The sequence below is a fragment of the Paenibacillus xylanilyticus genome (genome assembly GCF_047246825.1).
GTDB lineage: Bacteria > Bacillota > Bacilli > Paenibacillales > Paenibacillaceae > Paenibacillus > Paenibacillus xylanilyticus_B.
On sequence record NZ_JBFOLB010000002.1, the window covers coordinates 620697 to 646196 of the forward strand.

Consider the following 25500-nt stretch of genomic DNA (forward strand, 5'->3'; position numbering starts at 1 on the left):
TCACCGTATCGTTTGAATTGTGGGGTAGGTATGTTAAGACAGATCCAAATCCAAAGTAATGCTACCATTACGGGGACAGCTTGGTCCTCCGATCGCTGTTATCCCCAGATTTTTTCGATTCCCTTTTCTCTAAGGGAAAATCCGGGGATAAAGGCGAACGCTTCGCTTCTTCAGATCCAATTCCGGCCCCTCCGCACCGATTTCCTCCAGCTGTCATGGTTGTCCTCACTTAATCATAAGATGAGATAACGATAGGCACGGAAGGAATGATGGAACAAGATGTTCAGAGATGTTGTGCTGCCGCTACTATATGGGCTGATCATTTTTTTTGGCGGAATGAAGCTAATGGAAACGGCCTTGCAGCGAATGGCTGGGCCGATGCTGGCCGGATGGCTTAATCGGGCCACCTCAGCTCCATGGAAAGGCATGGCTTTCAGTGCAGGGGCTACAGCGTTATTGCAGAGCAGTACCGCTGTTACGGTGCTCACCATCGGCCTCGCGAATGCAAGGTTAATTACCTATGGTCGAACTCTTGGCATAATCCTGGGTACAAACATCGGTACATGCCTGACAACCGAGTTGGTTGGATTACAGATTGGACGTGCTTCCCTGCCTCTGCTTGTCATTTCCCTTACGGGATGGGCGATCTTTGTCGTTCTTACTGAACGCAATCAGGCAGCTCCTGAACGCACGCGAAAATCCCTGTTTAACATACAATGCAGCTTTCTTGCAGCTGCAGGATTCGCTTTGGTCATGACCGGAATTCAAGTCATGCAGTCCATCGCCGTTCCTCTGCGCAGTATGGGCGTATTTCAGTGGTTTCTGGATCGCTCGGCTGACAGCTTATGGTGGGGGTTCCTGGCAGGCGCCTGCCTTACGGCACTCATTCATAGCAGTGCCGCTGTCATCAGCATGGCGATAACATTAGCAGCCACAGGTGTACTGCCTGTGGAGATCGGTATCGCCATTGTGATCGGGTCCAATGTCGGGACCTGTATCACCGCCGTAATTGCAGCCGCTGGCGGAGCATCCGCGGGCAAATTCGTCGCAGCCTCCCATGTTGTATTAAACATTGCGGGAGCCCTGCTATTTATGCCGCTGATCGGCCAGCTTCATGCAGTTTCGGCCTGGCTGTCAGCGGACAACGGGGCACAGATTGCCCATGCCCAGACCCTTTTTAACATCATCAGTTCACTGATTGCTCTACCGTTCTGCTATCTGCCAATCTGGCACAACAAACCACCGGCCTCCAACCCATCAGCGAAGTCACCCGCAGCTTAATGCTCGGCTCCTTAAGTCTGAACATTACCAAGCTTCGCTGTACGGGAAAATACTATACGTTAATGCCCAGCTTGTTTAGTGCCACACGCAAGATGTTATCGTTGTTGTCGTAGCCGTTTTGCTGCTGTCTGGACCAGGCCTCTTGTGGTGTATACCAGTCGACTCCCTTGATCTCCTCAATCTGGGGCTGCAGGTCTCCACTCTCTGCTTCAACGAGATAGTAGTGAACTTCCTTATCTACCGGACCAAACTCTACATGCTGATACGTGTAAGCGATGATATCGACAGGCTCGACAATTCGACCTACCATGCCTGTTTCCTCCAATATTTCGCGTAATGCCGTTTGCTCAACCGTTTCTCCTGCTTCCATCTTGCCCTTGGCAAGTGTAGTTTTGCCATATCGATCAACGATGAGCTGAATTTGAAGACCCCCGTCTTCACCAGTGCGATAGACAACTCCGCCAGCCGAAATTTCTTTTTTGTTCATGATGCTCTCCCCCGTTCACGAAAATGTCTTGCCTATAGTTGAAAAAGAAGGATTTCACTCCCTCGGGTACGCTCCCCAAGGAAATGAAATCCTTGCTTTTGACGCCTCGATTACATCGCTGCGGACTTCAAATTATCTTCCAACACTCGAACCAGTGTGGCCTGGCTTTCATTTACACCAGCTTCAGTCAATTTGACGCGGCACACTTTGCCAATCATGTCCGTGGAGCCATCGAATACAAGCTGAATATAGTTATCGCTATAACCATGCAGTTTTCCGCTGCCTTCACGGCCTTTGGCTTCACCTTCCGGAATGACATCCAGCACCTGGCCTACAAATTTCTGTGCATATGCCAGCTGCATTTGCTCAGACAGGTCGATCAGCTCATGCACACGTGCATTCTTCACTTCTTCATCCACCTGGTCTTCCATCCGGGCTGCCGGCGTTCCTGTACGTTTGGAGTATGGGAACACGTGCATTTCCGAGAAACCAATTTTCTTCATCAATTCATATCCGTTACGGAACATTTCATCCGTCTCACCCGGGAACCCAACAATAACGTCTGTGGTAATAGCCACATCCGGCATTGCTTCGCGAATCCGAAGCATTTTGTTGTAGAATTCTTCGGTTGTGTATTTGCGGCGCATGCGTTTCAATACGGTATCGTCACCTGCCTGCAACGGAATATGGAAGTGCCGTACAAGCTTGTCCGAACGTTTGATGACGTCCAGCATACGATCATCGATCTGGCTCGCTTCAATGGAACTGATGCGGATTCGCTCCAGCCCTTCCACTTTATCCAGATCCCACAGCAGGTCTGTCAGATCATAGTTCTCCATATCGTCACCATATCCACCCGTGTGAATGCCTGTCAGTACAATTTCCTTATATCCGGCGTTCACGAGTTGGTGAGCCTGTTGAACAATGCTGTTTGCTTCACGGCTGCGGGAGAGCCCGCGGGACCATGGAATAATGCAGAACGTACAGAAGTTGTTGCATCCGTCCTGAATTTTGAGGAAGGCACGCGTACGATCCGCAAAGTCCGGCACGTCCATTTCCTCAAACACCCGAGTCTTCATAATGTTTCGTACCGCGTTCACCGGTTGGCGGGACTCCTGAATTTCCCGAACGTAAGGCAGAATTTTATCCCGGTCCTGAGTTCCGATGACGAGATCAACACCAGGAATGTCAAGAATCTCTGCAGGTGAAGTTTGGGCGTAACAGCCCGTTACAGCCACAATGGCATCCGGGTTGCGCCGGATGGCACGGCGGATAATTTGACGGCTCTTTTTGTCACCGGTATTCGTTACCGTACATGTGTTAATCAAATATACATCTGCTGTCTGTTCATCGAAGTCCACCTGATCGTATCCTTCATTTTTGAACAGCTGCCAGATGGCCTCTGTATCATAAAAGTTAACTTTGCAGCCCAAGGTGTAAAACGCCACGGATGGCATAATTACATTCCCCCCATTTCTCCGGATTCGTATAAAACACAAGTCAGCGCCGCCATCCCTGCTGTCTCGGCACGCAAAATGCGTTTGCCCAGCCCAACGGATACCGCGCCTGCCTGATCGGCTTCCAGCGTTTCCTTTTCGGAGAACCCGCCTTCAGGCCCGACCACGATCAACACGTCTGCAGCCGTACCAGGTGCCAGCTGTTCAATAAACGGCTTCAGCGCATCGCGCAGCTGTTTGCCGTTCTCCTTTTCATAACAATAACATACCAAACTATAGCCCTCAAAAGAAGACAGCAGCCCTTTCCAGGAAAGTGGCTGCTCGACGGATGGAATGCGATTCCGATGACTTTGTTCAGCGGCTTCCTTGGCAATTTTGCGCCACCGCTCCAACCGTTTGCCTTCTTTCTTGGCATCATATTGTACAATCGTACGTTCCGAGAGGAAAGGTACAAACGATACCGCTCCAATTTCGGTACATCTCTGAATGACCGTCTCCATCTTGTCGCCTTTTGGCAAACTCTGGGCCACCGTTACACGAATGCGAGCTTCATGGTCCATTTCCAGAGACTCCACGATCGCTGCCGTTACCTGTCCGGCTTCAATACTTTCAATCTCCACTAAAGCCTCACGACTCTGTCCGTCGCTGACAATCAGTTTATCTCCAGGTTTGCCACGCATCACTTTACCGATATGGCGCGCATCATCTCCCAGAATGACAACAGAATGCTCCGTAAGCTGTTCTGCAGATACAAAATAACGCTGCATGGGTCAATCCACCTATTCTTTCCTGTTATGACTGGCATTCACCCCGCCAATTGGCAGGCGTGAATCCAATCGCCACAGATGATCATACAACTTTTATGTCCTTCTGACCAGCATTTCAGTCCAAAATATCTTGAATCTTCCCTTATGAAAAGAGGCCCAAAATCAAATACGAGAAATCAACATACATGTTATAAGCCAACTGATATAAAGGCTGGATCGTTACTCTTTGCAGAGGGGGAATGATCAGAATCAAGAGAAAGATAAAAATGGACCATTGTTCCACTCCTTGAAGCTTGCGACTGATCGATGGTGGTAATATGTCTTCAAGAATTCGATAACCGTCCAGAGGTGGGAGTGGAATCATGTTAAACAAAAACAAGAAAAAGTTCGTCAGGTTAAACATATAAAAGAAAGTCGAAATCGCTGTAAACAAGCGTTCATTCTCAATACCGCCCATTACGCCAGAACCAACCAGCGAAGCGTATATAATCGTTCCGACAACTGCAAGCAGCAAATTACTGAGCGGTCCAGCAAAGGATACAATGACACCCATTAATCTGGGTTTATCAAAGTTCGCTCGGTTTACCGGAACAGGGCGTGCCCAACCGAACCCGGCAATGACAAGCAGCAGCACACCAAACAGATCAAAGTGTACTACCGGATTAAGGGTGACCCGACCCAGCAGCTTGGCGGTCGGATCACCGAATTTATTGGCAAAGTACGCATGTGAAAACTCATGAACGGTAAAAGCAATCAGAATGGTCAGCAGGAAAAACGGGAGCTGATCAATGGGATAACGAAAGAGCGAATTCAGAAAGTCCATGCGTTACCTCTTTCTGGCAACATAAGCCAGCCAGTCCTCATCACGATGGACCGCACTAATTTCAAATCCGGACGCAACGAGTGCATCGTGCACGACCTGCTCTTTATTTTTCCAGATACCTGAAGCAATATAGACACCGCCTGGTTCCAGTGCATTATATACATCATCAATAAACAGCATAATAATCTCGGCCAAAATATTGGCTACGATGACTTTCACAGGCAACTGAACGCCTAATGCAGGATCCTGGTTTCCGAGAACTGATAGCAAATCACTCTCTTTCACCGTAATTTGTTGCTCCAACCCGTTCAGATGAACATTTTCCTTGGCACTCGATACCGCTACCGGATCAAGATCCAGCGCCAGTACATGTTTTGCCCCAAGCCGAATGGCGCCAATCGCCAGAATACCCGAGCCAGTACCCACATCAATGACTTCCTCACCGCCCTGGATTACCGTTTCCAGTGTCCGCAGGCAAAGAGATGTTGTCGGATGTGTACCGGTACCAAAAGCCATACCCGGATCCAGTTCGATAATTTTTTCCTCCGGACTTTCCGGTGTGTAGTCTTCCCATGTCGGTTTGATCGTCAAACGATCAGAGACGCGTACCGGCTTGAAATACTGTTTCCAGGAATTTGCCCAGTCATCCTCATCCACGGTACGAATCTCATATCGAATCTCACCCGCATCAATATCAAATTCAGAAAGCTGCTCAATTCTCGGGTTAATCTCGGTTTTTAATGCTTCCATATCCGTACCTTCCGAGAAATAACCTTTAATGACAGCCAGACCTTCAGGAATGTCATTCAAAGGCAGTTCATACCACTGACCGTAAGACGTATCACGTTCTTTATTTAATGTACCGGACTCTTCGATCGAGACGCCTCCAGCACCTGCTTCATGTAAAAAATTCGAGATCATTTCCACAGCTTCTTCTGTGGTATGTATTGTTAGTTCATGCCATAACATACTTGATTTTTCCTCCTCATTTTTCAAACATCCCAATCATTGTACTACACAAGGGAGCAGGAGTACAAAACCGCGCCTGTGAATTCAAGCAAAAAACAGGATACCCGCAGTCTAACTGCTTGGATATCCTGTCTGAATTGTGGCCAAAAGAGTTTTGATCATTCAGCAAAAGCGCCCGCCATTCTGTGTAATCATTTCAGCAGCCTGCGGAAGATAATCACTCGGCACAGAAACGGTGAGCAATATCTCTTGTCGGGATGGACCTGAAGCGCGATCTTCCGAAATATCCATAACCTGGCCGTTAGATAACATCTCGGTCTCATCGCTGATAAGTGCAAGCACATTTAGTTCGCCGCTGAATCCCCCTGTCAAAGTAGTAGGCGCTTCATCCATATCACCCTGTGTATCTTCATTTCTTGAAAGGGATTCATTCGTAAGGCTTTGGATACTCAACTGATTCGGATGCAGCAATGACAAAGCTCTTCGGGCAGATTCAGCTTCAGACCAGCTTGTGAAGACTGCCTCAATGATTACAGCAGAACGTTCTTCATTCATGAAGCTCCCGTCCCTGACGACGATCCGCCGCTTCGCTGCGACGCAAAGCCTCTACGTCATCATGATCCGCAACTTCAGCGCTGAATTCGACATCTTCGTTTTTTGCGGATTGCATCCGTTTCATCTTTTCCGTTTTCGTCAAAATCTTGCCCGGGCGTTCGTGCTCTGCCATCGTTAACTCCTCCTTCAAATTAAGTCGATCACTGTTTACCTGTTAGATCATTCCACCAGCTTGTTCAATAATGGATAACGCACGGTGATGTACTGCTTCGTCCACAACGACGGTTAACAAAACATCCTTTCCGGTAGGACCTCCTTGTCCACCATCACTCATGCCACTCGCTGAGGGATCTGCTGCAGCCATAATTCCAGCGGTTGCATTCGTACCGAGCGCACCAGGCACCCACGATGAATAGCTGCCGGAAACCCCTGGTGTGTAAGAAGCCCCACTCGGACCTACACCCGCATAGCGGCTAAAACGATTGATGGACAAGTCTTCCACTCGCAAGGCTTCCAATTTTTTGGCTGCCCCTTCGGCCTGCTCCGGGCTGTTAAAATAGGCCAAAATATTTTTCTCGGTCATTAGGTTCACCTGCTTCCGAATATTGGCGCATACAGTTATGCATGATCATTCTCGCCCTGCTATCTTTCCGCAGTATTGCTCATATTATGCAGAAATCTCCCACATAAAGTGCACATCCTTAGGAGCAGCTTACATGCACTGTGGAAGTGGAAGAATAGGTCAAACCCTATAGCCTGTATATATGAAAAAAGGACACCCCGCGAAAAACCCGCTGTGGTGTCCTTTCAGATACTAATATTTAATACTCAATCTCCGCGGAAAGCTCGTTTCACCCGGTCGAAGAAGGATTGTTCATGTTCATGTGTCTGCTCCCCATCCAATGCAGCAATTTGACGGAGCAGATCTTTCTGCTCGTCATTCAGCTTGCTTGGTGTAACCACAACCACTTTCACATGTTGATCCCCTTGGCCCATACCGCGCAGGCGTGGAACCCCTTTGCCCTTAAGACGGAAATACGTTCCGGTTTGCGTACCGGCTGGTATTTTCAACTTCACCTTTTCAGTCAACGTTGGAATCTCAATTTCATCTCCCAATGCTGCCTGAGCAAATGTAAGTGGAATTTCGCAGTAAATATCATCGCCTTCACGCTCAAAGAAATCATGGGATTTCACACGAATGACGATATAAAGATCCCCTGCTGGTCCACCTCGCAGACCACCTTCGCCTTCACCTGTCATTCGCAGTTGAGCACCATCGTCCACACCCGCTGGAATGCGAACATGGATTTTGCGCTGCTTGCGGACTTTACCGCTGCCGCTGCATGTTGTGCATTTTTCTTCAATGATTTGACCAGAACCATTACAGTTCGAACAAGCACGACGATTAACCATGCGCCCAAATGGTGTGTTTTGCACGACTTCCTGTTGACCGCTACCTTGGCAGACGGAACAAGTTTTCGGCTTCGTACCCGGTTTGGCACCTGAACCATGACAGGTATCACAGCTTTCGGTACGCGGAATGGTAATGTCGGTTTCTTTGCCGAACACCGCTTCCTTGAACTCAATCGTCATGGTGTACTGCAGATCATTTCCCCGTTGCGGAGCATTTGGATCACGTCGTCCGCCGCCACCGCCAAAGAACATATCGAAGATGTCGCCAAATCCGCCGCCGCCGAAATCACCGCCACCGCCGAATCCACCCTGATTTGGATCGATATGACCATATTGATCATACTGAGCCCGCTTCTGGCTGTCGCTGACTACATCATAAGCTTCTTTTACTTCCTTAAACTTGGCTTCCGCATCTGCTGCCTTGTTCACGTCAGGGTGATACTGACGGGCAAGCTTACGGTATGCCTTTTTGATTTCCTCGTCGCTTGCATTTTTGCCGACGCCGAGTACCTCATAATAATCACGTTTTTCAGCCACTCTTCCACCCCCATAACATTCACCTTATCGCACATCGTGACAAAAGGAAAGTCAAAGCACGGAAGACCCGGCTATGACTTTCCCCTTGATCCGAACGTCACCGATGATTAATTCACGAAAAACCGTGAATTAGTTTTATTTTTTATCTTCATCCACGACTTCGTAATCAGCGTCTACGACGTTGTCACGTTTAGCGGAACCTTGTTGCTCTTCAGCACCTTGAGCTGCTTGTTCTTGTGCCTGTGCTTGCTCATACAGTTTAACGGACAGTTGTTGAACGATCTCTGTCAGTTCTTCTGTAGCGGCTTTGATGTCTTCCAGGTTGTCGGAAGCCAGTACGCCTTGCAGTTTTTCTTTTGCAGCATTGGCTTTTTCAACTTCACCAGCATCTGCTTTTTCGCCAAGATCTTTGATCGTTTTGTCCACAGAGTAGATCAGTTGATCTGCGCTGTTTTTCGCTTCAACAAGCTCTTTGCGTTTTTTATCTTCTTCTGCGTGCAGCTCAGCATCTTTCATCATTTGCTCAACTTCAGCATCGCTCAGACCGCTGGAAGAAGTGATGGTGATTTTTTGAGTTTTGTTCGTGCCTTTGTCTGTTGCAGATACGTTAACGATACCGTTCGCATCAATATCGAAGCTAACTTCGATTTGCGGAACACCACGTGGAGCCGGTGGAATATCTCCGAGCATGAAGCGTCCCAGCGTTTTGTTGCCAGCTGCCATTTCGCGTTCCCCTTGCAGAACATGGATCTCAACGCTTGGTTGATTGTCTGCATATGTGGAGAATACTTGGGATTTGGAAGTAGGGATCGTTGTGTTGCGCTCGATCATTTTGGTGAATACGCCACCTGCAGTTTCAATACCCAGGGACAGTGGAGTTACGTCAAGCAATACAACGTCTTTCACGTCACCTGTCAGTACGCCCGCTTGTACAGCAGCACCCAACGCTACAACTTCATCCGGGTTAACGCCTTTGTGAGGCTCTTTACCTGTCAGTTTTTTGATTGCTTCCTGTACTGCAGGAATACGTGTGGAACCACCAACCAGAACGATTTTGTCGATGTCGTTAGCTGTCATGCCAGCATCGCTCAGTGCACGGCGAGTTGGTTCAAGCGTACGCTCTACCAGACCTGCAGAGATCTCTTCGAATTTCGCACGGCTCAGGTTCAACTCCAAGTGCTGAGGAACGCCGTCAGCTACAGTGATGAACGGCAGGGAGATCGTTGTCGTCAATACGCCGGAAAGTTCTTTTTTCGCTTTTTCCGCCGCATCTTTCAAACGTTGAACCGCTGCTTTATCTTTACTCAGGTCAATGCCTTGGTCTTTTTTGAATTCGCTCACGAGGTAATCAATGATTACTTGGTCGAAGTCATCGCCACCCAGTTGGTTGTCGCCGCTAGTTGCTTTAACTTCGAAGAAGCCGTCACCCAGTTCAAGGATAGATACGTCGAAAGTACCGCCACCCAAGTCATAAACGAGAATCGTTTGGTCTTCGGATTTTTCCATACCGTATGCCAAAGCTGCTGCAGTTGGCTCGTTGACGATACGCAGAACTTCCAAACCTGCGATTTTACCTGCATCTTTGGTTGCTTGACGCTGGCTGTCATTGAAGTAAGCCGGTACGGTGATAACCGCTTGAGTTACCGTTTGACCAAGGTACGCTTCAGCATCGGATTTCAGTTTTTGCAAGATGATCGCAGAGATCTCTTGTGGAGAGTAGTCTTTGCTGTCGATTGTTTCTTTGTGGGAAGTACCCATATGACGTTTGATCGAGATGATCGTACGATCCGGATTCGTGATCGCTTGGCGTTTAGCTGTTTCACCAACAACGCGCTCTCCGTCTTTTTTGAAACCAACTACGGATGGGGTTGTACGTGCGCCTTCCGGGTTTGGAATAACGACAGCTTCGCCGCCTTCCATTACCGCTACGCAAGAGTTGGTTGTTCCTAAGTCAATACCGATTACTTTACTCATCGGAAAATTTCCTCCCTCAACTATTTAAAATGGATCAGATTGATCCTTATTTGCAGTTCTTCCTTATCGTGCTCTATGTGTGTAAACCTTTATATTAAACTTCGCCACATCTAACAAACAGTGGAGTCAGCCCATTATTCTGAAACCAAAATTATGAGCTGACTTTAACCATAGCCGGACGAAGTACTTTATCCTTCAGCATATAGCCTTTTTGGACTTCCTCCACAACGGTACCTTCTTCATACTCGTCGCTCTCCACTTGCATGATCGCTTGGTGGAATTCAGGATTAAACGGCTGTCCAACCGTATCCATTGCAGTCAGACCTTCATTGTTCAGCACGGTTTCCAACTGGCGGAAGATCATTTGAATGCCTTTGGAGAAGGATTCAGATTCCGTACCTTCCGGTACAGTAGCCATGGCACGTTCGAAGTTGTCAATAACCGGTACCAGTTCGGTGACCAGCTTCATTGAAGCATACTTCGCCAGCTCCTCTTTTTCCTTTTGTGTACGACGACGGAAGTTGTCAAAATCAGCTTGAGCACGGACAAAGCGCTGTTGATGTTCCTCAACCTCTGTCTTCAAACGTGCGAGCTCATCTTGCCCCTGATCTGCCATCTCCTCAGCCAGTGCTTCTGCAGCTCCTGCTTCGTTAACAGGTTCCTGGCTCTCTGCCGCTGTTGTGTCCTGCTGTTCCTGTTCTTCTGCTGCGAATGATTGCTCCTCTTTCAAGATGTTCACCTCCTTATAATAATGAAGTCGTTCACACCCGTATCTTTATCAGCATGCAACTTATTTGAAGCGATGCGTTAGCATAGCCGTTAAATCACGAGATAATGTATTTAAAATATGAATGACACGTGCATAATCCATCCGTGTGGGTCCCAGTATACCGATAGATCCCAAAGCTTCTCCATCCAAGGAATAGGACGCTGTAATTAAACTGCAGTTGGCGAAGGCTTCATGATCATTCTCGGTGCCGATCCGCACCTGAATACCTGATCCACCCGGCACGGGCATCATTAATTTCATGAGAGTTGGTGTCTCATCCAGCAGGTCAAGGATATCTTTTACCTTTTCGACATCTTTAAATTCCGGTTGAGTTAACATATTGGTTGCACCACTAAGGAAAAGACGATTGTCATGCTCGTTGTCAAAAGCACTATTTAGCACCTGCATAACTTCCTCATAGCGTGAAATATGCCGTTCCATCTCTTGCCCCAGCTCGGTGTACAAGCGGGACTTTAATTTGTAGATAGGCACACCCACCAATTTGGCGTTAAGCAAATTCACCACGTTCTCCATATCGGCTACCGAAATCTCCGGTGGAATTTGAACCGTCTTGTTCTCCACCTGACCTGTGTTGGTCACAATAATGGCCACAGCCGTATTTTCATTCAGCGGAAGCAGTTGAAAATGGCGCAGTGACGTGTGAAACACTTCCGGTCCGAGCAGGATTGAAGTATAATTCGTCATGTGTGACAAAATGACGGATGCATGTTGAATCACTTGTTCCATGACGTTCAGTTTTTCGGCAAAGAATGATTTCAGATCATCCAGTTCCTGTGGCTCCACCTGATTCCAAGGAACCAAATGATCGACATAATATCGATAGCCTTTATGCGAAGGAATACGGCCTGCAGATGTATGAGGCTGTTCCAGAAAGCCCATATCTTCGAGATCCGCCATTTCATTACGGATCGTAGCCGGACTGTATCCAACATCTCCCCTTTTGGAAATGCTCCGGGACCCTACGGGCTCAGCTGAACGGATATAGTCATCCACTATAGCGTTCAGAATCATGCGTTGACGCTCTGTTAACATGGTGAGTATTCCCTCCTTCTGACTGTACTGTCCCATGTCGTTAGCACTCCGGTTAGATGAGTGCTAAGCGGTAATACAAAAATACCAAACTGACGTGAAGATTGTCAAGTCAGTTTGATGAGTACACTCATCTATTTATAGTATAGACCAATCTTAGCAGGTCATAACAGCACTAGTGGCCAATTACGACAGAGAAAAGGACCCATGCTCAGACGAATGTTATTCTTCTGAAGCATGTGGTCCTTGTTTTGTTATGCGGATACGTTCAATTCCTTCAGTACCGCAATCTCATCGCAGCAGTCCTGCTTGCTGCAATGGACACAGTCCGTCCAAACCTTTTCCGGGAAGATCTCCTTGTTTACAACGGCAAACCCATTTTTGAGGAAAAAGGAGACCTCATATGTCAGCGCCATAACCTTTGGAATTTGCAGCTTCTCCGCTTCCTCTACCAGTCGGTCCAGCAGCAAGGAACCAATACCCATCCCTTTGTGGCCTTCGGAGATGCCGAGCGACCTGACTTCCACCAGATCATTCCCCAGACGGCACAGTGAGCCGCAGCCCACCACCTCACCGTTCACTTCGGCTACAACAAAGTGTTCCAGCTGGCGATGCAGTACTTCCCTTGAGCGCGGAAGCATAATCCCACGTTCGGCGTATCCCTTAATCATTTCAAACAATGGCTCAACATCTTCCGGCACGGCTTTTCTGCAAATCGCCGACATCCCGCTCTCCTCCTATACAAGCTTTCCAGAGGAAAGCTGACTTCGTAGTTGTTAACCAAACACGCTCTGTAAAATCAATATGAATAAATATACAACAGAGTGTATGGAATTTCAAGCTACGAATTCAGCGATATGGAGCCGATAAACTCGGCAAAAACGTCATTCCCGAACAGGATCCCCTGTTCACTAAGCCGGAAGCCATCTGACGTCCGTTCAAGCAACCCTGCGTTCAGCATTTTGCCCAGCGGCTTGGCAAATACGTCTTCGATGGATTCTCCAAACTGTTCACTAAAGCGTGAGGCGGATGCACCCTCCAGCATTCTTAATCCGACCATCATATAATCTTCCATGGCTTCTGCACGGTTGATCTCAAAATGATCCAGGCGTGGCAATCCGGCCCGAGATGCTTCGACATAAGGATTTATACCTTTAATATTCATATGACGCTCGCGGCCCACATATCCATGCGCACCGGCTCCAAGACCATAATAGTCCTCATTGCGCCAGTACGTAATATTGTGCCGGCTCTCGAACCCGGGTTTGGCAAAGTTACTGATCTCGTACTGGCCATATCCCGCTTCTTTCATTCGCTTCATTAATAGAAGATACATCTGCAGCTCATCATCCTCATGAGGAAGCGGCAGCTGATTCTTTTGATACAATGTATGGAAAAGCGTATTCTCTTCAACCTTCAAACTGTAAATGGAGTAGTGGGGCAGATCAAGCTCAAGCGCCTTATCAATACTCTCGTTCAGCATCTCTACTGTCTGATTTGGTAAACCAAACATCAAGTCAATGGACAGGTTATTCAACCCTGCCTTACGGGCATTCTCCAGACTGCGATATACATCGTCCGTATTATGAATGCGGCCAATGCCTGTCAACAGGTCATTTTGAAAAGCCTGCACGCCAAAGCTGACGCGGTTCACGCCGCCTTCTTTCATTACAGCGAGCTTCTCGGCATCCGTCGTTCCCGGGTTCGCTTCCATCGAAAATTCAATATTGTCCGCCCAATTCGGGAAATACGTTTTGACAGACCGCAAGAACACGGCCATCTCATCCGGCTTCAATGCCGTTGGTGTACCCCCGCCAACAAAAATGGTTTTGATTTCTCCCGGCGGATTCGCTTTGACCGTGTGTTCCATCTCCCGCTCCAACGCCTCAAGGTACTGCATTACAGGCTGGTCCTTCAGTACATAGGAGTTGAAATCACAATAGAAACATTTATTTGTGCAAAAGGGAATGTGAAGGTACACCGCTTGGGGTGCACCTGTTTTCCGGCTGTGTGCTGCCAATGTCATGGCAAGTCCCCCTCTATTTGAAAAAAGGAAAGCCATCCGGCTTCCCTTTCAGCTTGGTTTATTTAATATTCTGTAATTTAATTTGAATACACACGTTTCGTGGTGCACCTCAAATTAAATTGTTTAGTCATCAATTTTCAGAACCGCCATGAACGCCTCTTGCGGCACCTCAACGTTACCAACCTGTTTCATCCGCTTCTTACCTTCCTTCTGCTTCTCGAGCAGTTTCCGTTTCCGCGAGATGTCACCACCATAACACTTGGCAAGTACGTTTTTACGCATGGCTTTTACCGTTTCACGAGCGACGACCTTCGTACCTACGGATGCCTGGATCGGCACCTCGAACATTTGCCGTGGAATCAGCTCACGCAGCTTCTCACAGATAATGCGGCCGCGGTTATACGCCCGATCACGGTGAACGATAAAGGACAGCGCATCGACCTGTTCACTATTAAGCAAGATGTCCATTTTCACCAGATTGGACTGACGGTACCCGGACAGTTCGTAGTCAAAGGATGCATATCCTTTTGTACTTGATTTCAATTGATCGAAGAAATCATATACAATTTCGGACAACGGGATTTCATACGTAAGGGTTACCCGAGTTGTATCGAGATATTCCATATTTACATATTCGCCGCGTTTGTTTTGACAAAGCTCCATAATGGTACCTACATAATCATTCGGAACGATAATCGATGCTTTGACATATGGTTCCTCTACATAATCGATTCTTCCCACCTCAGGATAATTGGATGGGTTATCAATTTGCATGACTTCACCATTCGTTAAAGTCACATGATAGATTACGCTTGGTGCTGTTGTGATCAGCGGTATGTTGAACTCGCGTTCAATCCGTTCCTGAATAACATCCATATGAAGCAGTCCCAGGAATCCACAGCGGAATCCAAAGCCGAGTGCACTCGATGTCTCCGGTTCGAAGCTGAGGGAGGCATCGTTCAGCTGCAATTTCTCCAAGGCTTCGCGCAGATCCACATAATCGGATGTCTCAATTGGGTAGAGACCACAGTAAACCATTGGATTGATTTTACGGTAACCCGGTAAAGGTTCCGGTGTTGGATTTTTGGCATCTGTTACTGTATCCCCGACTTGGGTATCACCGACATGCCGGATACCTGCAACGACAAAACCAACATCACCGACGTTCAACTCGTCCACAATGGTCATACGCGGTTTGAATGCACCCACTTCGATAACATCAAATGATTTACCTGTTGCCATCATTTTGATTTTGGAACCTGACTTGATTTTGCCGTCAATGACACGGATATATACAATTACACCTTTGTACGGGTCATAGTGCGAGTCAAAAATCAGCGCTTTCAAAGGCTGGTCAGGATCGCCCTGTGGTGCAGGGACACTCTGTACGACTTGCTCCAGAATCTCTTTGATCCCGATGCCTGCTTTGGCCGAAGCCAGTACCGCATTGCTTGTGTCCAAACCGATGACATCTTCCACTTCCTGCTTAACCCGATCCGGATCGGCACTTGGAAGGTCAATTTTGTTGATGACCGGCAAGATTTCCAGATCATTGTCCAATGCCAAATATACGTTTGCCAGCGTCTGGGCTTCGATTCCCTGAGCCGCATCCACTACAAGCAGAGCACCTTCGCATGCAGCAAGACTGCGTGATACTTCATAAGTGAAGTCTACGTGTCCCGGCGTATCAATCAGATTGAGTAAATATTCTTCACCGTCATCGGCTTTATAGTTCAGGGCAACAGCTTGCAGCTTGATTGTAATTCCACGTTCGCGTTCAAGCTCCATCTGGTCCAGAACCTGCTCCTGCATTTCCCGAGTGGTGAGCGCACCTGTGTACTCCAAGATCCGGTCCGCAAGTGTTGATTTGCCGTGATCTATATGTGCAATAATTGAAAAGTTACGAATTTTACGTTGTCTTGCCCGAATGTCAGTCATTCCTTACCCCCAGAAACAGCCTAGTGTCAATCACTTCATTATAACAGTTGATGCAGGGTGCATCAATCCCGCGTTGTCTCAACTTTATAATAATCGTCCCGAATACAAATCTCCAGGGGTTTATTTTACCTACATCGAGCAGCTTTTTATTCAGCGACCCCGCTAAACAGCGAAACCACCCACTTAATTCCGTTATGAGACAGATTTTGAAGAAGCCCCGCTGTTTTGTCCGCAAGCACATCAACCGGAGCTTTGTTTTGTTCCGCCCCAAGCACCTGACTTGGGGTTTGTACGGGAACAATCGGCGTTTCCTTTTCTTCTTGTTGTACGGAAACAGCAGGCTCAGATTCGGCAGCGGGTTCTGTTTTGACAACGGCTGGGCTTACCTCAGGAACATCATCTATTTGAAAATCGCCTCCTGCCAGCTGCATTCCTAGCAGAACTCCTAATAACATAAATACAATAACGGTTACCATTCTTTTGCCGAATCTGGACACATCGCTCGCCTCCTGTCAGGTTATATCATAAAAATAATCAACTACCTTGTGACTGAGTACCTGTGCTGGCCTTATCCACGTTCTGATCTTCCCAATATACCTCGGCAATCATGTCTGCAAGTACTTTTGAAGTCCGCTTGAGCTCAGCCCCCGTATTGTCTATTCCCCCGATTTCTATCAAAATGCTGTTGGGTGAAAGAGTCTGATTGTATTCCCCATTATTTGCTCCGCCGCCATCCTTGCCCCAAACCCCTCTTGAGACACCGGGGTATTTTTCCTCAAGCTTTTTGTGGATTTTCGCAGCAAACGCTTCATTTTCTTGCCAGTTCGGATTCTCATGACCAATGATGAAATACACTTTGGCGTATCCCTTGCCATCTATGGTTGTGGTTGTTTTATTGTGACGTTGGGAATCCCGATGAATATCAATAAGGTAGGTAAGATCATCATTTTGAGCGAGAGCAGCTTTCACGGTCTGACGTGAATATTTATAAGAGTAGTTCCAGTTATAATCCTTCACTTTGGTCGGGTAATCATCTTTGGCATGTTCCACCCCAACGCCAAGTTTTTCCAAACTGTCTGACAGATAAGATCCAACTTGAAAAACATTGCCGGTTGATTTTCCTGAGGAAGGGTTGTCACTCTTGGTGCCAAGCAATGGATTGTATCCTTCGCGCGGATGGGAATGGTAGATAAGCACGGTTTTCTTGCCGGTTGAGGCTGTACCTTCTTGACCACCGTTCTTTGGCGGCGGATCTTCCTTCACTTCTCCATCCCCTGGCTCGTCCGTTTCGGGGGGATCCGTGTTATCCTGACCCGGTGGAATATGCAGGTCACCATCTGACTTGCCTCCGCCAGCAGAAGCGGTATCGGTCAGTCCTGGACCAGGTTGATAATCTTCAGGTGCTTCGGCCTTTTCATTCCCTGAGCCTGGCCTAAGCAAAACCGGTTGATTGGAACCCATGCCAGGCATTTCTCTTGCGATCAGGCTTTTGGGGTCCTGTGGATTCACATTGGTAAGAAGTTGGAATACAAATGTAGTCAAATTTTCGCCGGAGAATGCAGAAGTCTGCTCCTTCTGGGTCAGGTGAGGCATCTCCATGCCGAGCATGTCCACAAAAAAGCGGCTGGAGACGCTACTCGCGAACCCTTTCATGGAAGATACCGGAGAATTGTTCAACCGTTTTTCTGCCATACCTCCGAGGCCGAGTACTACAAAAAACAGAGCAGATATAATCATAAGCAGCAGCAACGTACGGCCCATGGCCAGCACGTGCAGACATCTTTTTTTCCACTTCCCAATATTCCAGGCCAATATTTTGTTCATTCATCTGTCTCCTTCCTGCTGGACAACTCTTATACTTCAACTCTATGAGCCTGCCAGATTTGATAGAACAGGAATTAGAAGAAAGACACAAAAAAGAAAGTCCGATAGATTCGGACTTCCTGGCCGGGCTTTTTTAAAGTTAGTGAGTATAAGCTGCAACGTTATCCGGATTCACCGCATCATGCAGTGCGGCATTCAGACCGCTAGCAATCACGTTGGCGATTCCCTCGATGAATTCATCAATTTCCTTTGGCGTAACAATCAAGTCGTGACCAAGTGGCTCCAGAACCTCTTTCACCAGACTTAACCGATCTTGCTCACCGATATCGTCCAGCATACCCATAATTTGTTTGGTCTGGTCTGTCTCTTGGCGGAAGTGTGCACTCATCATTTCAATGACATTATTTACTATAGTGGAGGCATAACATACGGTCGGTACACCGATGGCGATACATGGTACTCCCAAAATTTCTTTGGTAAGACCACGCCGCTTGTTACCAATGCCTGAACCAGGATGTATGCCGATATCGGCAACCTGAATCGTTGTGTTGACACGTTCGAGAGAGCGGGAAGCCAGCGCATCGATAGCAATGATGGCATCCGGTTTGGTGCGGTCCACTATCCCTTGAACGATGTCGCTGGACTCAATGCCTGTAGTACCAAGCACACCAGGGGCAATTGCACTAACTTCCCGGTAACCTGGGGCTACCTGATCCGGTACCAATTCGAAGTACTGACGGGTTACCATTAAGTTCTCAACCACCAGCGGGCCAAGTGAGTCAGGCGTTACGTGCAAATTGCCCAGACCGACAATCAGCACTTTGGATGTCTTGTTAACACCCGCTTTGGTCAAGAAATCCTCCATCTCCCTCGTGAATTCTGCCGCCACACGCTCCTGAAGGTCTGTATCACCGTTACGAAGTGACGGGACTTCCAACGTGACGTAGTGTCCCTTAACGCGTCCGATTGTTTTTGCGGCAGCATCGTTCAGCACATCAATCCGTGTGATGGTAATGCCGTCTTTTTCTTCTACGTCTTCCCGCAGCCCGGGAATCGTTTGTTTCTTTGAACCCTGAGCCATCTCCTTTGAGTCGATTGCCAAGTCAGTACGAACGGTATAGTTCTGTAAATCAAGCGTCATCTGTTCCTGCCTCCCTTACCGCATTTGAGCATATTGTGTGGGGAAAAGGGGTTCTTTATGCAATGCCGAGAACACTATAGGAATATTTGTTGCATTTTACATGCTAGCGTGCTAGAATATTTTAAGTTGTGAAACGTTTGTATTCATGCGAATGCCTTACAGGAGGTGAATGTAATGCCAAACATCAAATCCGCTGTTAAACGCGTAAAAACGAGCGACAAGCGCCGCGCACTCAACGCTTCCCAGAAATCCGCACTCCGTACAGCTGTTAAAGCTGCTGATGCTGCTCTGGTAAGCAACGAAGTTGATACTGCAAAAGCTGCGATTCAAGCTGCTTCCAAAAAGCTGGACAAGGCTGTAACTAAAGGTCTGGTTCATAAAAATGCTGCAGCACGCAAAAAGTCTCGCTTGGCGAAAAAACTGAACGCTCTTTCCGCACAAGCGTAAGAAGCGTTACTTATACGATCCAATGGAAAAATCCTGAACAGCACCGAGCTTTCAGGATTTTTTAGTATCTGATCTGATAAGTACCAAACAAAGAGCCCTTATCTCAATTGATCTTTTGTCGATCGAAATAAGGGCTCTTTTGTTATCCATTTTTTTGGACTTACTATGTGTCGTTTATGCTCCAAGCCTGAGCAGAAACAACTCCAAACCAAGCACTTTATCAACTGCACCTGTTTTCATTTGGTAATCCAGTTCACTAAGATGACTCAGAATGTTTCTCAGCCGTTCTGGCTGGAATTTGCGCGCCTGTTCTCCGGCAATTTTAACAGCGTACGGATGCAAACCAAGCTGGCTGGCAATTTGCTGCTGTGAGTAGCTTTGCTGGCCAAGCTCTTTTACCTGAATCATAATTCTGAACTGTCGAGCAATCAATGCTGCAATTTTAATAGGCTCCTCACGCTGTTTCAGTAGTTCATAAAATAGCCCCAGCGCTTTTTCCAAACGTAAATTGGCTAATTCCTCCACCAAAGCAAATACATTCTGCTCTGTGCTGCGCGCCACCAATGATTCAATATCAGCATGATGGATCGTACCGCCATTACCAGCGAATAGACACAGCTTGTCTACTTCAGCAGACAGTGTTTGCAATCCTGTTCCTGCATAGCTCACAAGTGTCTCTGCGGCTCCCGCTTCAAAAGTCACATCACGCTGCTTCGCAAGCTTTATGATCCAATTCAGCAGTTCTTCCCCGCTCAGTGGTGCAAAGGCGAGAACGACCGCCTGTTTCTTGACCGCTTTCACCAGCTTTTTACGTTCATCCAGCTTGTCCCCTTGCGCGAGGAAAACGATCGTACTGTAATCTGCCGGATTATCCATATAGGTAAGCAGCCGATCCACCTGGTGTTCGATCTTGGAGTCCTTACCTGCAGTAAACAGATTCGCATCCCTTACAATGATTAATTTTCGCGGGACCAAAAAGGGAACCGTTTCCGCTTCCTCAATCACCACTTCAACAGGTGTTTCAGACAGATCGTACGGAATAATGGCGAAATCCCGATGCTCTTCCTCGATAACCTGTTCTTTTAACATCTCCGTAAATTGCTGTATCTGGTATTTCTCCGTTCCGTACAGCACGTATATCGGAGCCGTCTCCCCATTGCGAATTGCCTTTGTTGCACTTTTTACATCCATCACGGTGCCCCCTATCCCTACTATCCTACCAGAAAACACGACAGACAACAAAGGGGCCCTGCATCCGTTAAACGAATGAAGGCCCCCTGGTCCTACATCTATATAAACGAGAACACCAGCAATTCTAGAAAAGGCTGGTTCCCGGTCATACGACGTCAGTTGTGCCAACTGAGATAGGACGTTATTGATACATTCAGTATATTCTTGCCACCCTTGAAATGTTCTGCTGATTCGAGAAAGCAGGCTCGCATTTCCGGATTATTTTGTGGTAGTTTCACCTGCTGCTGAAGGTACAGTAAATGAATTTTTTACCGTGGATCCGTCCTTGTCTGTCTCATAGTTAAACAAGGTGCTGTCGCTGGACCAGCTGGCAGTCTTTAAGGTTCCTTCCAAGTTACGCTGTTCAACTAGATTAAGAACATCTGGATCCGTTGCTGATTTCGAATAAATACTTAGTTGATTGTCAATCAGCATCACTACATAGGTTCCGTCCGGTGACTTCCATTCCTTCGAAGTCATGGTAGACGCTATGCCTTGATTCGGTGCGGCAATCCCTTTGTTACCATTTGATTCGGTTCCTGTCTCGGAATCGGGAGATGCCGTATCCTCAGTCGGCTCTTCGGAATTGACATCAGGGGTTACAGCTTGAGAGTTAAATGATTCAGCCTCTCTGTTGTCCGATTCGCTTCCTTCTTTTTCATCCGCAACTGCAGGAGGTTCAGCAGTTGAAGACGAATCCTGAGTTTTTGGCTGCACATCCTGGCCTTGATCCTGGCTCTTCTGACTATCGGAAGCATTCGGGCTGGAAGGACTATTTTGAGCTTCCGTACTGTTGTCCGTCTCAGACCCTGGATCTGGCTGTTTTGGCGTTTGGTTGTCCGATACCTCAGGCTCCTGTATCTGGTCCGATCCATTTTCTTCAGGTACAGTCTCTGGATCTGTTCCTTCTGTCATGGACGTCGGATTCTCCGAGTCGTCTAACAATGGGCTGCTTTTATTCTCAGACGATGAAGCTTCGTCATTCTCAACTCCCCGGCTTAACGAATTCGGATCGGTACCATCCGTCTCTTGGGCGCTGCCCGAACTCATCATCACGGACTCGGCATTTTCAAGTTTCTCCGGTTCATAACCCCAGATTGCAAACCCAAGCACCACGGCTGCTGCCGCAGCACCCATGGACATCCGGCCCACCATGGAATTAAGCCATCTTTGCTTCGGTTTCCGTTCGCTTGATCGTTGTAGATTCTCGAATGCAGCAGGGACAGGACTCATTTCCTGTATTGTACTGCTTTGTTCCCTCCGTGCATCATCAATCGCATCCAATTGAGGCATAATGGCATCAACCAAACTGAACTTCGGGGTCACCTGCGGCAAATCTTCCAATTCCCTGGAAAGAGCTCTAAGCAAACTAAAATTCTCGGCGCACTCCGGGCATTGGGCCACATGCTGCAGCATCTGCGCAGTTTCCGCTTCGCCCAGATCATGATCCAGATACCGGTGCATCCATTCCACCACCTCTTCGCATTTCATCCTGTCACACCACCTTTCTGATATTCCTGTAGTAGATTTTGCAATTGCTGTCTGGCTCTGAATAGATAAGATTTGACTGTATTCAGCGGAAGATCAAGACAATCCGCAATTTCGTTATACGATAAGTCCTGCAAATACCTTAGTACAATAACGGTTCGATGATGCTCTGGAAGTTTGTTGATCGCATCCTGAATGTCCTTTGCAACATACGTGGACATCACTTCAAATTCCACATCCTGATTATCCTGAAAAACCATTTCGTGTTCGTCAATGGAGACCGAGGGCTTGGTTCTTCTGAATTTATCGATACAGATATTGGTTACAATGCGCTGTACCCATGTTTTAAATTGGGCCTTTTCCTCATAGGAATTAATTTTGGTATAAATTCGGATTAAAGCTTCCTGAGCAGCATCCAAAGCATCTTGTTCATTATTTAAAATGTAATATGCGGTTCGATATACATGCTGTTCTATGTCCCGCAATAGGGTAATTAGAGCGTCGCGATCGCCCGATTGAGCGGCTCTGATGAGTTCCGGCTCTACCACAAAGGATCCCCCTCTCCCTGCAACCTTACAGACGTGTTCATCAATAAAATTGTTGCAAAGTTAAGTATTTTTTTGATAGTAACAGGTAAAACGTTGAAGCATTCACACTTGTTATCGCTTACTAAGCACGGTCTGCTCCTAGAATACGTTAATAGATGTTGTATATTACCACAACAAAATAACGGCTTATGTATGAAGGGCCGCTGAAATCTTATCTTAGAATAACAGAAATTGCATACTGAGTCACCACGTGGCTTCAACAAGCCATTCCATTACTTGCACGACTCAATTGAATTGCAATGGCATATATTATAGATGAGCACTTATGATGCTTCAAAAATAAAAAAAGCCGAAATTTGTCCTAAATTAAGCTGTTTTTAATGCAATTTTCATGAAAATAGTGTATTGTAAATTTACATTCATAATACGAGGTGATGAGCATGCCAGCTCTTGCGAAAATTCAGTTGTTAAAAGAACAAATGCCGAAGGAATATCAGAGCATTTCTCATTTTGTAGAACACGCACTGCAATCCATTGATACTCTGGTTGAAGAACATCGGAAGTACACTGCTGCACAGGCGTTATACGGCGATAAAATCGTCGGATCGGAAGAACGTCTGTACAGAGAAACCGTGCTTGATGTCAGAGAACAGCTCCTTCTCACACTGGAAAAAACCGTGGAAGATCTCTTGCACAAAGGCGACAAACATTGGAACAAACATTTTAAGGATGGCGTTGAATAATTTTTTTCAAAAACCATGAAGGGCCCGTTTCCATTATGCTCCTTGTTGGAGAATAGCGGAAACGGGCTTTTTGCATCCTTTCATCAAGGCGGTCAAATTCATGTGTCGTATAAAGGAATTAATAAATGCTGATCAGTTTCCCACCGACAAAACTCAAAACACGCAATAAATTGGGGCCAGCGTAGACCCACACTTCTATTTTCCCTTTTGAGCTCATCTCTTGGGTAATGCTTGTCGGATCTCCCCACGCTAGACCAGCTTGTTTCGTTGTCATGCCCAAAGCTACTTCTCCAGCAATAATCTTCTTCCATGTGGACTGAGACCATTTGTATTTTTGGTAGGGGTCATACGGGAAGAATTGATCCGAATCCGATAACATCTCTGTGACCCTGGAGGCAGTACCTCCTGCATAAGCAACAATCGTTTTACCCTTTGCGTTACGAAACACCACCGAGTAGCTCTTATCACCGGAATCATACTTATCGATTTCGATATCGGTAATCGTTACTTTGCTGAAACGTTGTCCCAACTCGGTGTACTCATTAATCCAATACGATTTACCTATCAATCGACTAAGGCTTCCAAGTTCTTTTTTCTTGATTAAAGCTGCAGTATCCTTTGATTCAATAAGAATAGCTGACTTACCAACCAGAACCTCAGCCTGTTTCAACTCCGCATCCCATCGAACTTTGATCCCTGCAGTCTGACTTAACAGATGTGCTGGAAATACCGTCTGCCCTCCAATAGTTTGTACCTTCCCATCCTGTAAAAGTGCATATAATTCACCTAGCTCAAACGAATATTCAAGCCGTTTGACATTTGTTAGCCCTGACAGTTGTTCAGACTTGTATTTAGCGGTTCGATCATAACTCCATACAGTACCATCATTCTTCACCGTCAGCAGCTTATGCGTATTCCCCAGCCAGATCATAGATTGAACGTCACTTGCGACTTCCACCTGGTCCTCTTCATACATCATGTTCACAATGACCACTGATCCATCGTTTTTCAGGACAGCTGCATACGCACTATTCGTGGCAATGGCTTTACCGTTCTCAACACTACCTACTTTGCGCACAATGTTTCGATAGTCTGCGTAATAGACATCTCCCGACGCGGATAATGTGCCATATGAATAATTACCATCCGCTGGATAAGGACCCACATCAATAATGGATTCCAAACCTTTAATTTGCTTTCCATTTTGATGGAGTGTCCCGTCCTGGAGAAGTATCAAGCCATGCCCATACACTTTTACTACTCCGTTGTACTGACTTACCTCAGGCTTTTGACTGTTATCCACATCCCAACGTGTTTTACAAGAGTGTCTAATTCTTTGATTGGTTTTGAAATATAATCTTTGTCGATTTTATCTGATAACTTAGCTAGCTTACGAAGTAAACTTTTGAGTTCTGTTTCCGAATATTGTTTCATGAGGTCATTCATAATTTTTCTAAACGGTACCCAATCCATCAATTTGGATTGCGCCGCTGGCACTGATAATGGATTGGAAGCCGCAAAGCCATCCATATCCCATTTGATGTTTTCGGTGATATCCTCAAGTGTAATATTCAATTTTGCTTGAATCATCAATAAAATCTCTATATTAAGAGATACTTGCCCATTTATAATTTGAGACATTGCTGAATCTGAGATCCCAAGTCTTTCTGCCGCTTCTTTCTGCGTTATTCCCTTGTCAGCAAGCTGCTATTTAAATTTCTTCCGACACTCCGCTGTAATTCGGGATACGATCCAAAAGAAAAAACGGGGGAGAAATCTACTGTCTCATCTTTAATGTAGTCAGAAAAATCTCCATCTGATGAAGTCATTCCCTCAATATGTAATACTCTTAATTCCCAGTCATCCTCCTCTTCATCCAAATTATTCTTGATGTATAGGGGTAAGGAGATACACAACTGACCATTTACTTTTTCGAGCAACGCTCTAAATTCAGTGGATGAAAGAATTACGCCTTCGCCTTTTTGTATCATCAGATCTCACTCCTATTATAGGGTATTAAAACACAAACAACT

27 protein-coding genes are annotated in these 25500 nt (G+C 46.7%); 3 read left to right on the forward strand and 24 right to left on the reverse strand.

Going from position 1 to position 25500, the window contains the following annotated elements:
• The first annotated feature begins 279 nt into the window (after positions 1-279).
• Positions 280-1281, forward strand: a complete 1002-nt coding sequence (locus AB3N00_RS17475) for a Na/Pi cotransporter family protein (RefSeq protein ID WP_413035708.1) — start codon at positions 280-282, stop codon at positions 1279-1281.
• Between the two features lie 52 nt (positions 1282-1333).
• On the opposite strand, the gene AB3N00_RS17480 is transcribed toward AB3N00_RS17475, so the two are convergent.
• From AB3N00_RS17480 to gpr, 18 genes are all read right to left on the reverse strand, one after another.
• Complete coding sequence (locus AB3N00_RS17480) at positions 1334-1771, reverse strand: NUDIX hydrolase (RefSeq protein ID WP_413036067.1); 438 nt, start codon at positions 1769-1771, stop codon at positions 1334-1336.
• 107 nt (positions 1772-1878) lie between these two features.
• Positions 1879-3225: a tRNA (N(6)-L-threonylcarbamoyladenosine(37)-C(2))-methylthiotransferase MtaB gene (gene mtaB, locus AB3N00_RS17485; RefSeq protein WP_175397477.1), complete on the reverse strand. Its 1347-nt coding sequence runs from the start codon at positions 3223-3225 to the stop codon at positions 1879-1881.
• A 2-nt stretch (positions 3226-3227) separates the two neighbouring features.
• Positions 3228-3992, reverse strand: coding sequence for an RsmE family RNA methyltransferase (locus AB3N00_RS17490; RefSeq protein ID WP_413035709.1), 765 nt, complete (start codon positions 3990-3992; stop codon positions 3228-3230).
• Between the two features lie 142 nt (positions 3993-4134).
• On the reverse strand, positions 4135-4815 hold the full coding sequence (locus tag AB3N00_RS17495; RefSeq protein WP_175397475.1) for a site-2 protease family protein: 681 nt from the start codon (positions 4813-4815) through the stop codon (positions 4135-4137).
• 3 nt (positions 4816-4818) lie between these two features.
• Positions 4819-5784: a 50S ribosomal protein L11 methyltransferase gene (prmA, locus tag AB3N00_RS17500; RefSeq protein WP_413035710.1), complete on the reverse strand. Its 966-nt coding sequence runs from the start codon at positions 5782-5784 to the stop codon at positions 4819-4821.
• A 162-nt stretch (positions 5785-5946) separates the two neighbouring features.
• A complete protein-coding gene (locus AB3N00_RS17505) occupies positions 5947-6339 on the reverse strand; it encodes a hypothetical protein (RefSeq protein ID WP_413035711.1) in 393 nt (130 codons plus the stop codon).
• Entirely contained in the window at positions 6332-6511 is a 180-nt protein-coding gene (locus AB3N00_RS17510) for a YfhD family protein (RefSeq protein ID WP_095289850.1), read from the reverse strand. The genes AB3N00_RS17505 and AB3N00_RS17510 overlap by 8 nt, the downstream gene beginning before the upstream one ends.
• Positions 6512-6553: 42 nt before the next feature.
• Complete coding sequence (locus tag AB3N00_RS17515; RefSeq protein ID WP_175397472.1) at positions 6554-6922, reverse strand: hypothetical protein; 369 nt, start codon at positions 6920-6922, stop codon at positions 6554-6556.
• Between the two features lie 245 nt (positions 6923-7167).
• Positions 7168-8289, reverse strand: a complete 1122-nt coding sequence (dnaJ, locus tag AB3N00_RS17520; RefSeq protein WP_095359516.1) for a molecular chaperone DnaJ — start codon at positions 8287-8289, stop codon at positions 7168-7170.
• Between the two features lie 135 nt (positions 8290-8424).
• On the reverse strand, positions 8425-10263 hold the full coding sequence (dnaK, locus tag AB3N00_RS17525; RefSeq protein WP_095289845.1) for a molecular chaperone DnaK: 1839 nt from the start codon (positions 10261-10263) through the stop codon (positions 8425-8427).
• A 151-nt stretch (positions 10264-10414) separates the two neighbouring features.
• The gene (gene grpE, locus AB3N00_RS17530; RefSeq protein WP_413035712.1) at positions 10415-10993 is read right to left on the reverse strand and encodes a nucleotide exchange factor GrpE; all 579 of its coding nucleotides are present in this window, start codon (positions 10991-10993) and stop codon (positions 10415-10417) included.
• A gap of 60 nt (positions 10994-11053) precedes the next feature.
• Positions 11054-12085 (reverse strand): heat-inducible transcriptional repressor HrcA, encoded by a 1032-nt coding sequence (gene hrcA, locus AB3N00_RS17535; RefSeq protein WP_175397469.1) that lies wholly within the window; start codon positions 12083-12085, stop codon positions 11054-11056.
• 251 nt (positions 12086-12336) lie between these two features.
• Complete coding sequence (locus tag AB3N00_RS17540; RefSeq protein WP_175397468.1) at positions 12337-12807, reverse strand: N-acetyltransferase; 471 nt, start codon at positions 12805-12807, stop codon at positions 12337-12339.
• 116 nt (positions 12808-12923) lie between these two features.
• Positions 12924-14108: a radical SAM family heme chaperone HemW gene (gene hemW / locus AB3N00_RS17545; RefSeq protein WP_413035713.1), complete on the reverse strand. Its 1185-nt coding sequence runs from the start codon at positions 14106-14108 to the stop codon at positions 12924-12926.
• A gap of 123 nt (positions 14109-14231) precedes the next feature.
• The gene (gene lepA / locus AB3N00_RS17550) at positions 14232-16046 is read right to left on the reverse strand and encodes a translation elongation factor 4 (RefSeq protein WP_175397466.1); all 1815 of its coding nucleotides are present in this window, start codon (positions 16044-16046) and stop codon (positions 14232-14234) included.
• Between the two features lie 146 nt (positions 16047-16192).
• The gene (locus AB3N00_RS17555; RefSeq protein WP_413035714.1) at positions 16193-16543 is read right to left on the reverse strand and encodes a hypothetical protein; all 351 of its coding nucleotides are present in this window, start codon (positions 16541-16543) and stop codon (positions 16193-16195) included.
• Between the two features lie 37 nt (positions 16544-16580).
• A complete protein-coding gene (locus tag AB3N00_RS17560; RefSeq protein ID WP_413035715.1) occupies positions 16581-17870 on the reverse strand; it encodes a stage II sporulation protein P in 1290 nt (429 codons plus the stop codon).
• A gap of 139 nt (positions 17871-18009) precedes the next feature.
• Positions 18010-19011 (reverse strand): GPR endopeptidase, encoded by a 1002-nt coding sequence (gene gpr, locus AB3N00_RS17565; protein WP_413035716.1) that lies wholly within the window; start codon positions 19009-19011, stop codon positions 18010-18012.
• Between the two features lie 174 nt (positions 19012-19185).
• On the opposite strand from gpr, the gene rpsT reads away from it, so the two are divergent.
• Positions 19186-19458 carry a 30S ribosomal protein S20 gene (gene rpsT / locus AB3N00_RS17570; protein WP_024628504.1) on the forward strand — a complete coding sequence of 91 codons (273 nt, stop codon included), beginning with the start codon at positions 19186-19188 and terminating at the stop codon, positions 19456-19458.
• A 174-nt stretch (positions 19459-19632) separates the two neighbouring features.
• Here rpsT and holA read toward each other — a convergent pair whose 3' ends face one another.
• The 3 genes from holA to AB3N00_RS17585 form a co-directional block, all read right to left on the reverse strand.
• Positions 19633-20649, reverse strand: a complete 1017-nt coding sequence (holA, locus tag AB3N00_RS17575) for a DNA polymerase III subunit delta (protein ID WP_413035717.1) — start codon at positions 20647-20649, stop codon at positions 19633-19635.
• Between the two features lie 258 nt (positions 20650-20907).
• Complete coding sequence (locus AB3N00_RS17580) at positions 20908-22179, reverse strand: zf-HC2 domain-containing protein (RefSeq protein WP_413035718.1); 1272 nt, start codon at positions 22177-22179, stop codon at positions 20908-20910.
• Positions 22176-22724, reverse strand: a complete 549-nt coding sequence (locus AB3N00_RS17585; RefSeq protein ID WP_095289827.1) for an RNA polymerase sigma factor — start codon at positions 22722-22724, stop codon at positions 22176-22178. Before AB3N00_RS17585 ends, AB3N00_RS17580 begins: the two co-directional genes overlap by 4 nt.
• Positions 22725-23164: 440 nt before the next feature.
• Here AB3N00_RS17585 and AB3N00_RS17590 point away from each other — a divergent pair, with 440 nt between their 5' ends.
• Positions 23165-23467, forward strand: coding sequence for a hypothetical protein (locus AB3N00_RS17590; protein ID WP_153979478.1), 303 nt, complete (start codon positions 23165-23167; stop codon positions 23465-23467).
• A gap of 118 nt (positions 23468-23585) precedes the next feature.
• Here AB3N00_RS17590 and AB3N00_RS17595 read toward each other — a convergent pair whose 3' ends face one another.
• Genes AB3N00_RS17595 through AB3N00_RS17605 form a run of 3 tightly spaced genes read right to left on the reverse strand, consistent with a single transcriptional unit; the run spans position 23586 to position 25458 of the window.
• The gene (locus AB3N00_RS17595; protein WP_413035719.1) at positions 23586-24770 is read right to left on the reverse strand and encodes a hypothetical protein; all 1185 of its coding nucleotides are present in this window, start codon (positions 24768-24770) and stop codon (positions 23586-23588) included.
• On the reverse strand, positions 24743-25156 hold the full coding sequence (locus AB3N00_RS17600) for a helix-turn-helix domain-containing protein (RefSeq protein WP_413036068.1): 414 nt from the start codon (positions 25154-25156) through the stop codon (positions 24743-24745). The genes AB3N00_RS17595 and AB3N00_RS17600 overlap by 28 nt, the downstream gene beginning before the upstream one ends.
• A complete protein-coding gene (locus tag AB3N00_RS17605; RefSeq protein WP_413035720.1) occupies positions 25153-25458 on the reverse strand; it encodes a hypothetical protein in 306 nt (101 codons plus the stop codon). The genes AB3N00_RS17600 and AB3N00_RS17605 overlap by 4 nt, the downstream gene beginning before the upstream one ends.
• Between the last annotated feature and the right edge of the window lie 42 nt (positions 25459-25500).

Excerpts from the sequence above, each read along its gene's own strand:
- AB3N00_RS17475 (WP_413035708.1), top strand. The coding sequence starts at position 280 with ATGTTCAGAGATGTTGTGCTGCCGCTACTATATGGGCTGATCATTTTT.
- mtaB (WP_175397477.1), bottom strand. The coding sequence starts at position 3,225 with ATGCCATCCGTGGCGTTTTACACCTTGGGCTGCAAAGTTAACTTTTAT.
- AB3N00_RS17490 (WP_413035709.1), bottom strand. The coding sequence starts at position 3,992 with ATGCAGCGTTATTTTGTATCTGCAGAACAGCTTACGGAGCATTCTGTT.
- AB3N00_RS17495 (WP_175397475.1), bottom strand. The coding sequence starts at position 4,815 with ATGGACTTTCTGAATTCGCTCTTTCGTTATCCCATTGATCAGCTCCCG.
- prmA (WP_413035710.1), bottom strand. The coding sequence starts at position 5,784 with ATGTTATGGCATGAACTAACAATACATACCACAGAAGAAGCTGTGGAA.
- AB3N00_RS17505 (WP_413035711.1), bottom strand. The coding sequence starts at position 6,339 with ATGAATGAAGAACGTTCTGCTGTAATCATTGAGGCAGTCTTCACAAGC.
- AB3N00_RS17510 (WP_095289850.1), bottom strand. The coding sequence starts at position 6,511 with ATGGCAGAGCACGAACGCCCGGGCAAGATTTTGACGAAAACGGAAAAG.
- AB3N00_RS17515 (WP_175397472.1), bottom strand. The coding sequence starts at position 6,922 with ATGACCGAGAAAAATATTTTGGCCTATTTTAACAGCCCGGAGCAGGCC.
- dnaK (WP_095289845.1), bottom strand. The coding sequence starts at position 10,263 with ATGAGTAAAGTAATCGGTATTGACTTAGGAACAACCAACTCTTGCGTA.
- hrcA (WP_175397469.1), bottom strand. The coding sequence starts at position 12,085 with ATGTTAACAGAGCGTCAACGCATGATTCTGAACGCTATAGTGGATGAC.
- AB3N00_RS17540 (WP_175397468.1), bottom strand. The coding sequence starts at position 12,807 with ATGTCGGCGATTTGCAGAAAAGCCGTGCCGGAAGATGTTGAGCCATTG.
- hemW (WP_413035713.1), bottom strand. The coding sequence starts at position 14,108 with ATGACATTGGCAGCACACAGCCGGAAAACAGGTGCACCCCAAGCGGTG.
- lepA (WP_175397466.1), bottom strand. The coding sequence starts at position 16,046 with ATGACTGACATTCGGGCAAGACAACGTAAAATTCGTAACTTTTCAATT.
- AB3N00_RS17560 (WP_413035715.1), bottom strand. The coding sequence starts at position 17,870 with ATGAACAAAATATTGGCCTGGAATATTGGGAAGTGGAAAAAAAGATGT.
- gpr (WP_413035716.1), bottom strand. The coding sequence starts at position 19,011 with ATGACGCTTGATTTACAGAACTATACCGTTCGTACTGACTTGGCAATC.
- rpsT (WP_024628504.1), top strand. The coding sequence starts at position 19,186 with ATGCCAAACATCAAATCCGCTGTTAAACGCGTAAAAACGAGCGACAAG.
- holA (WP_413035717.1), bottom strand. The coding sequence starts at position 20,649 with ATGGATGTAAAAAGTGCAACAAAGGCAATTCGCAATGGGGAGACGGCT.
- AB3N00_RS17580 (WP_413035718.1), bottom strand. The coding sequence starts at position 22,179 with ATGAAATGCGAAGAGGTGGTGGAATGGATGCACCGGTATCTGGATCAT.
- AB3N00_RS17590 (WP_153979478.1), top strand. The coding sequence starts at position 23,165 with ATGCCAGCTCTTGCGAAAATTCAGTTGTTAAAAGAACAAATGCCGAAG.
- AB3N00_RS17605 (WP_413035720.1), bottom strand. The coding sequence starts at position 25,458 with ATGATACAAAAAGGCGAAGGCGTAATTCTTTCATCCACTGAATTTAGA.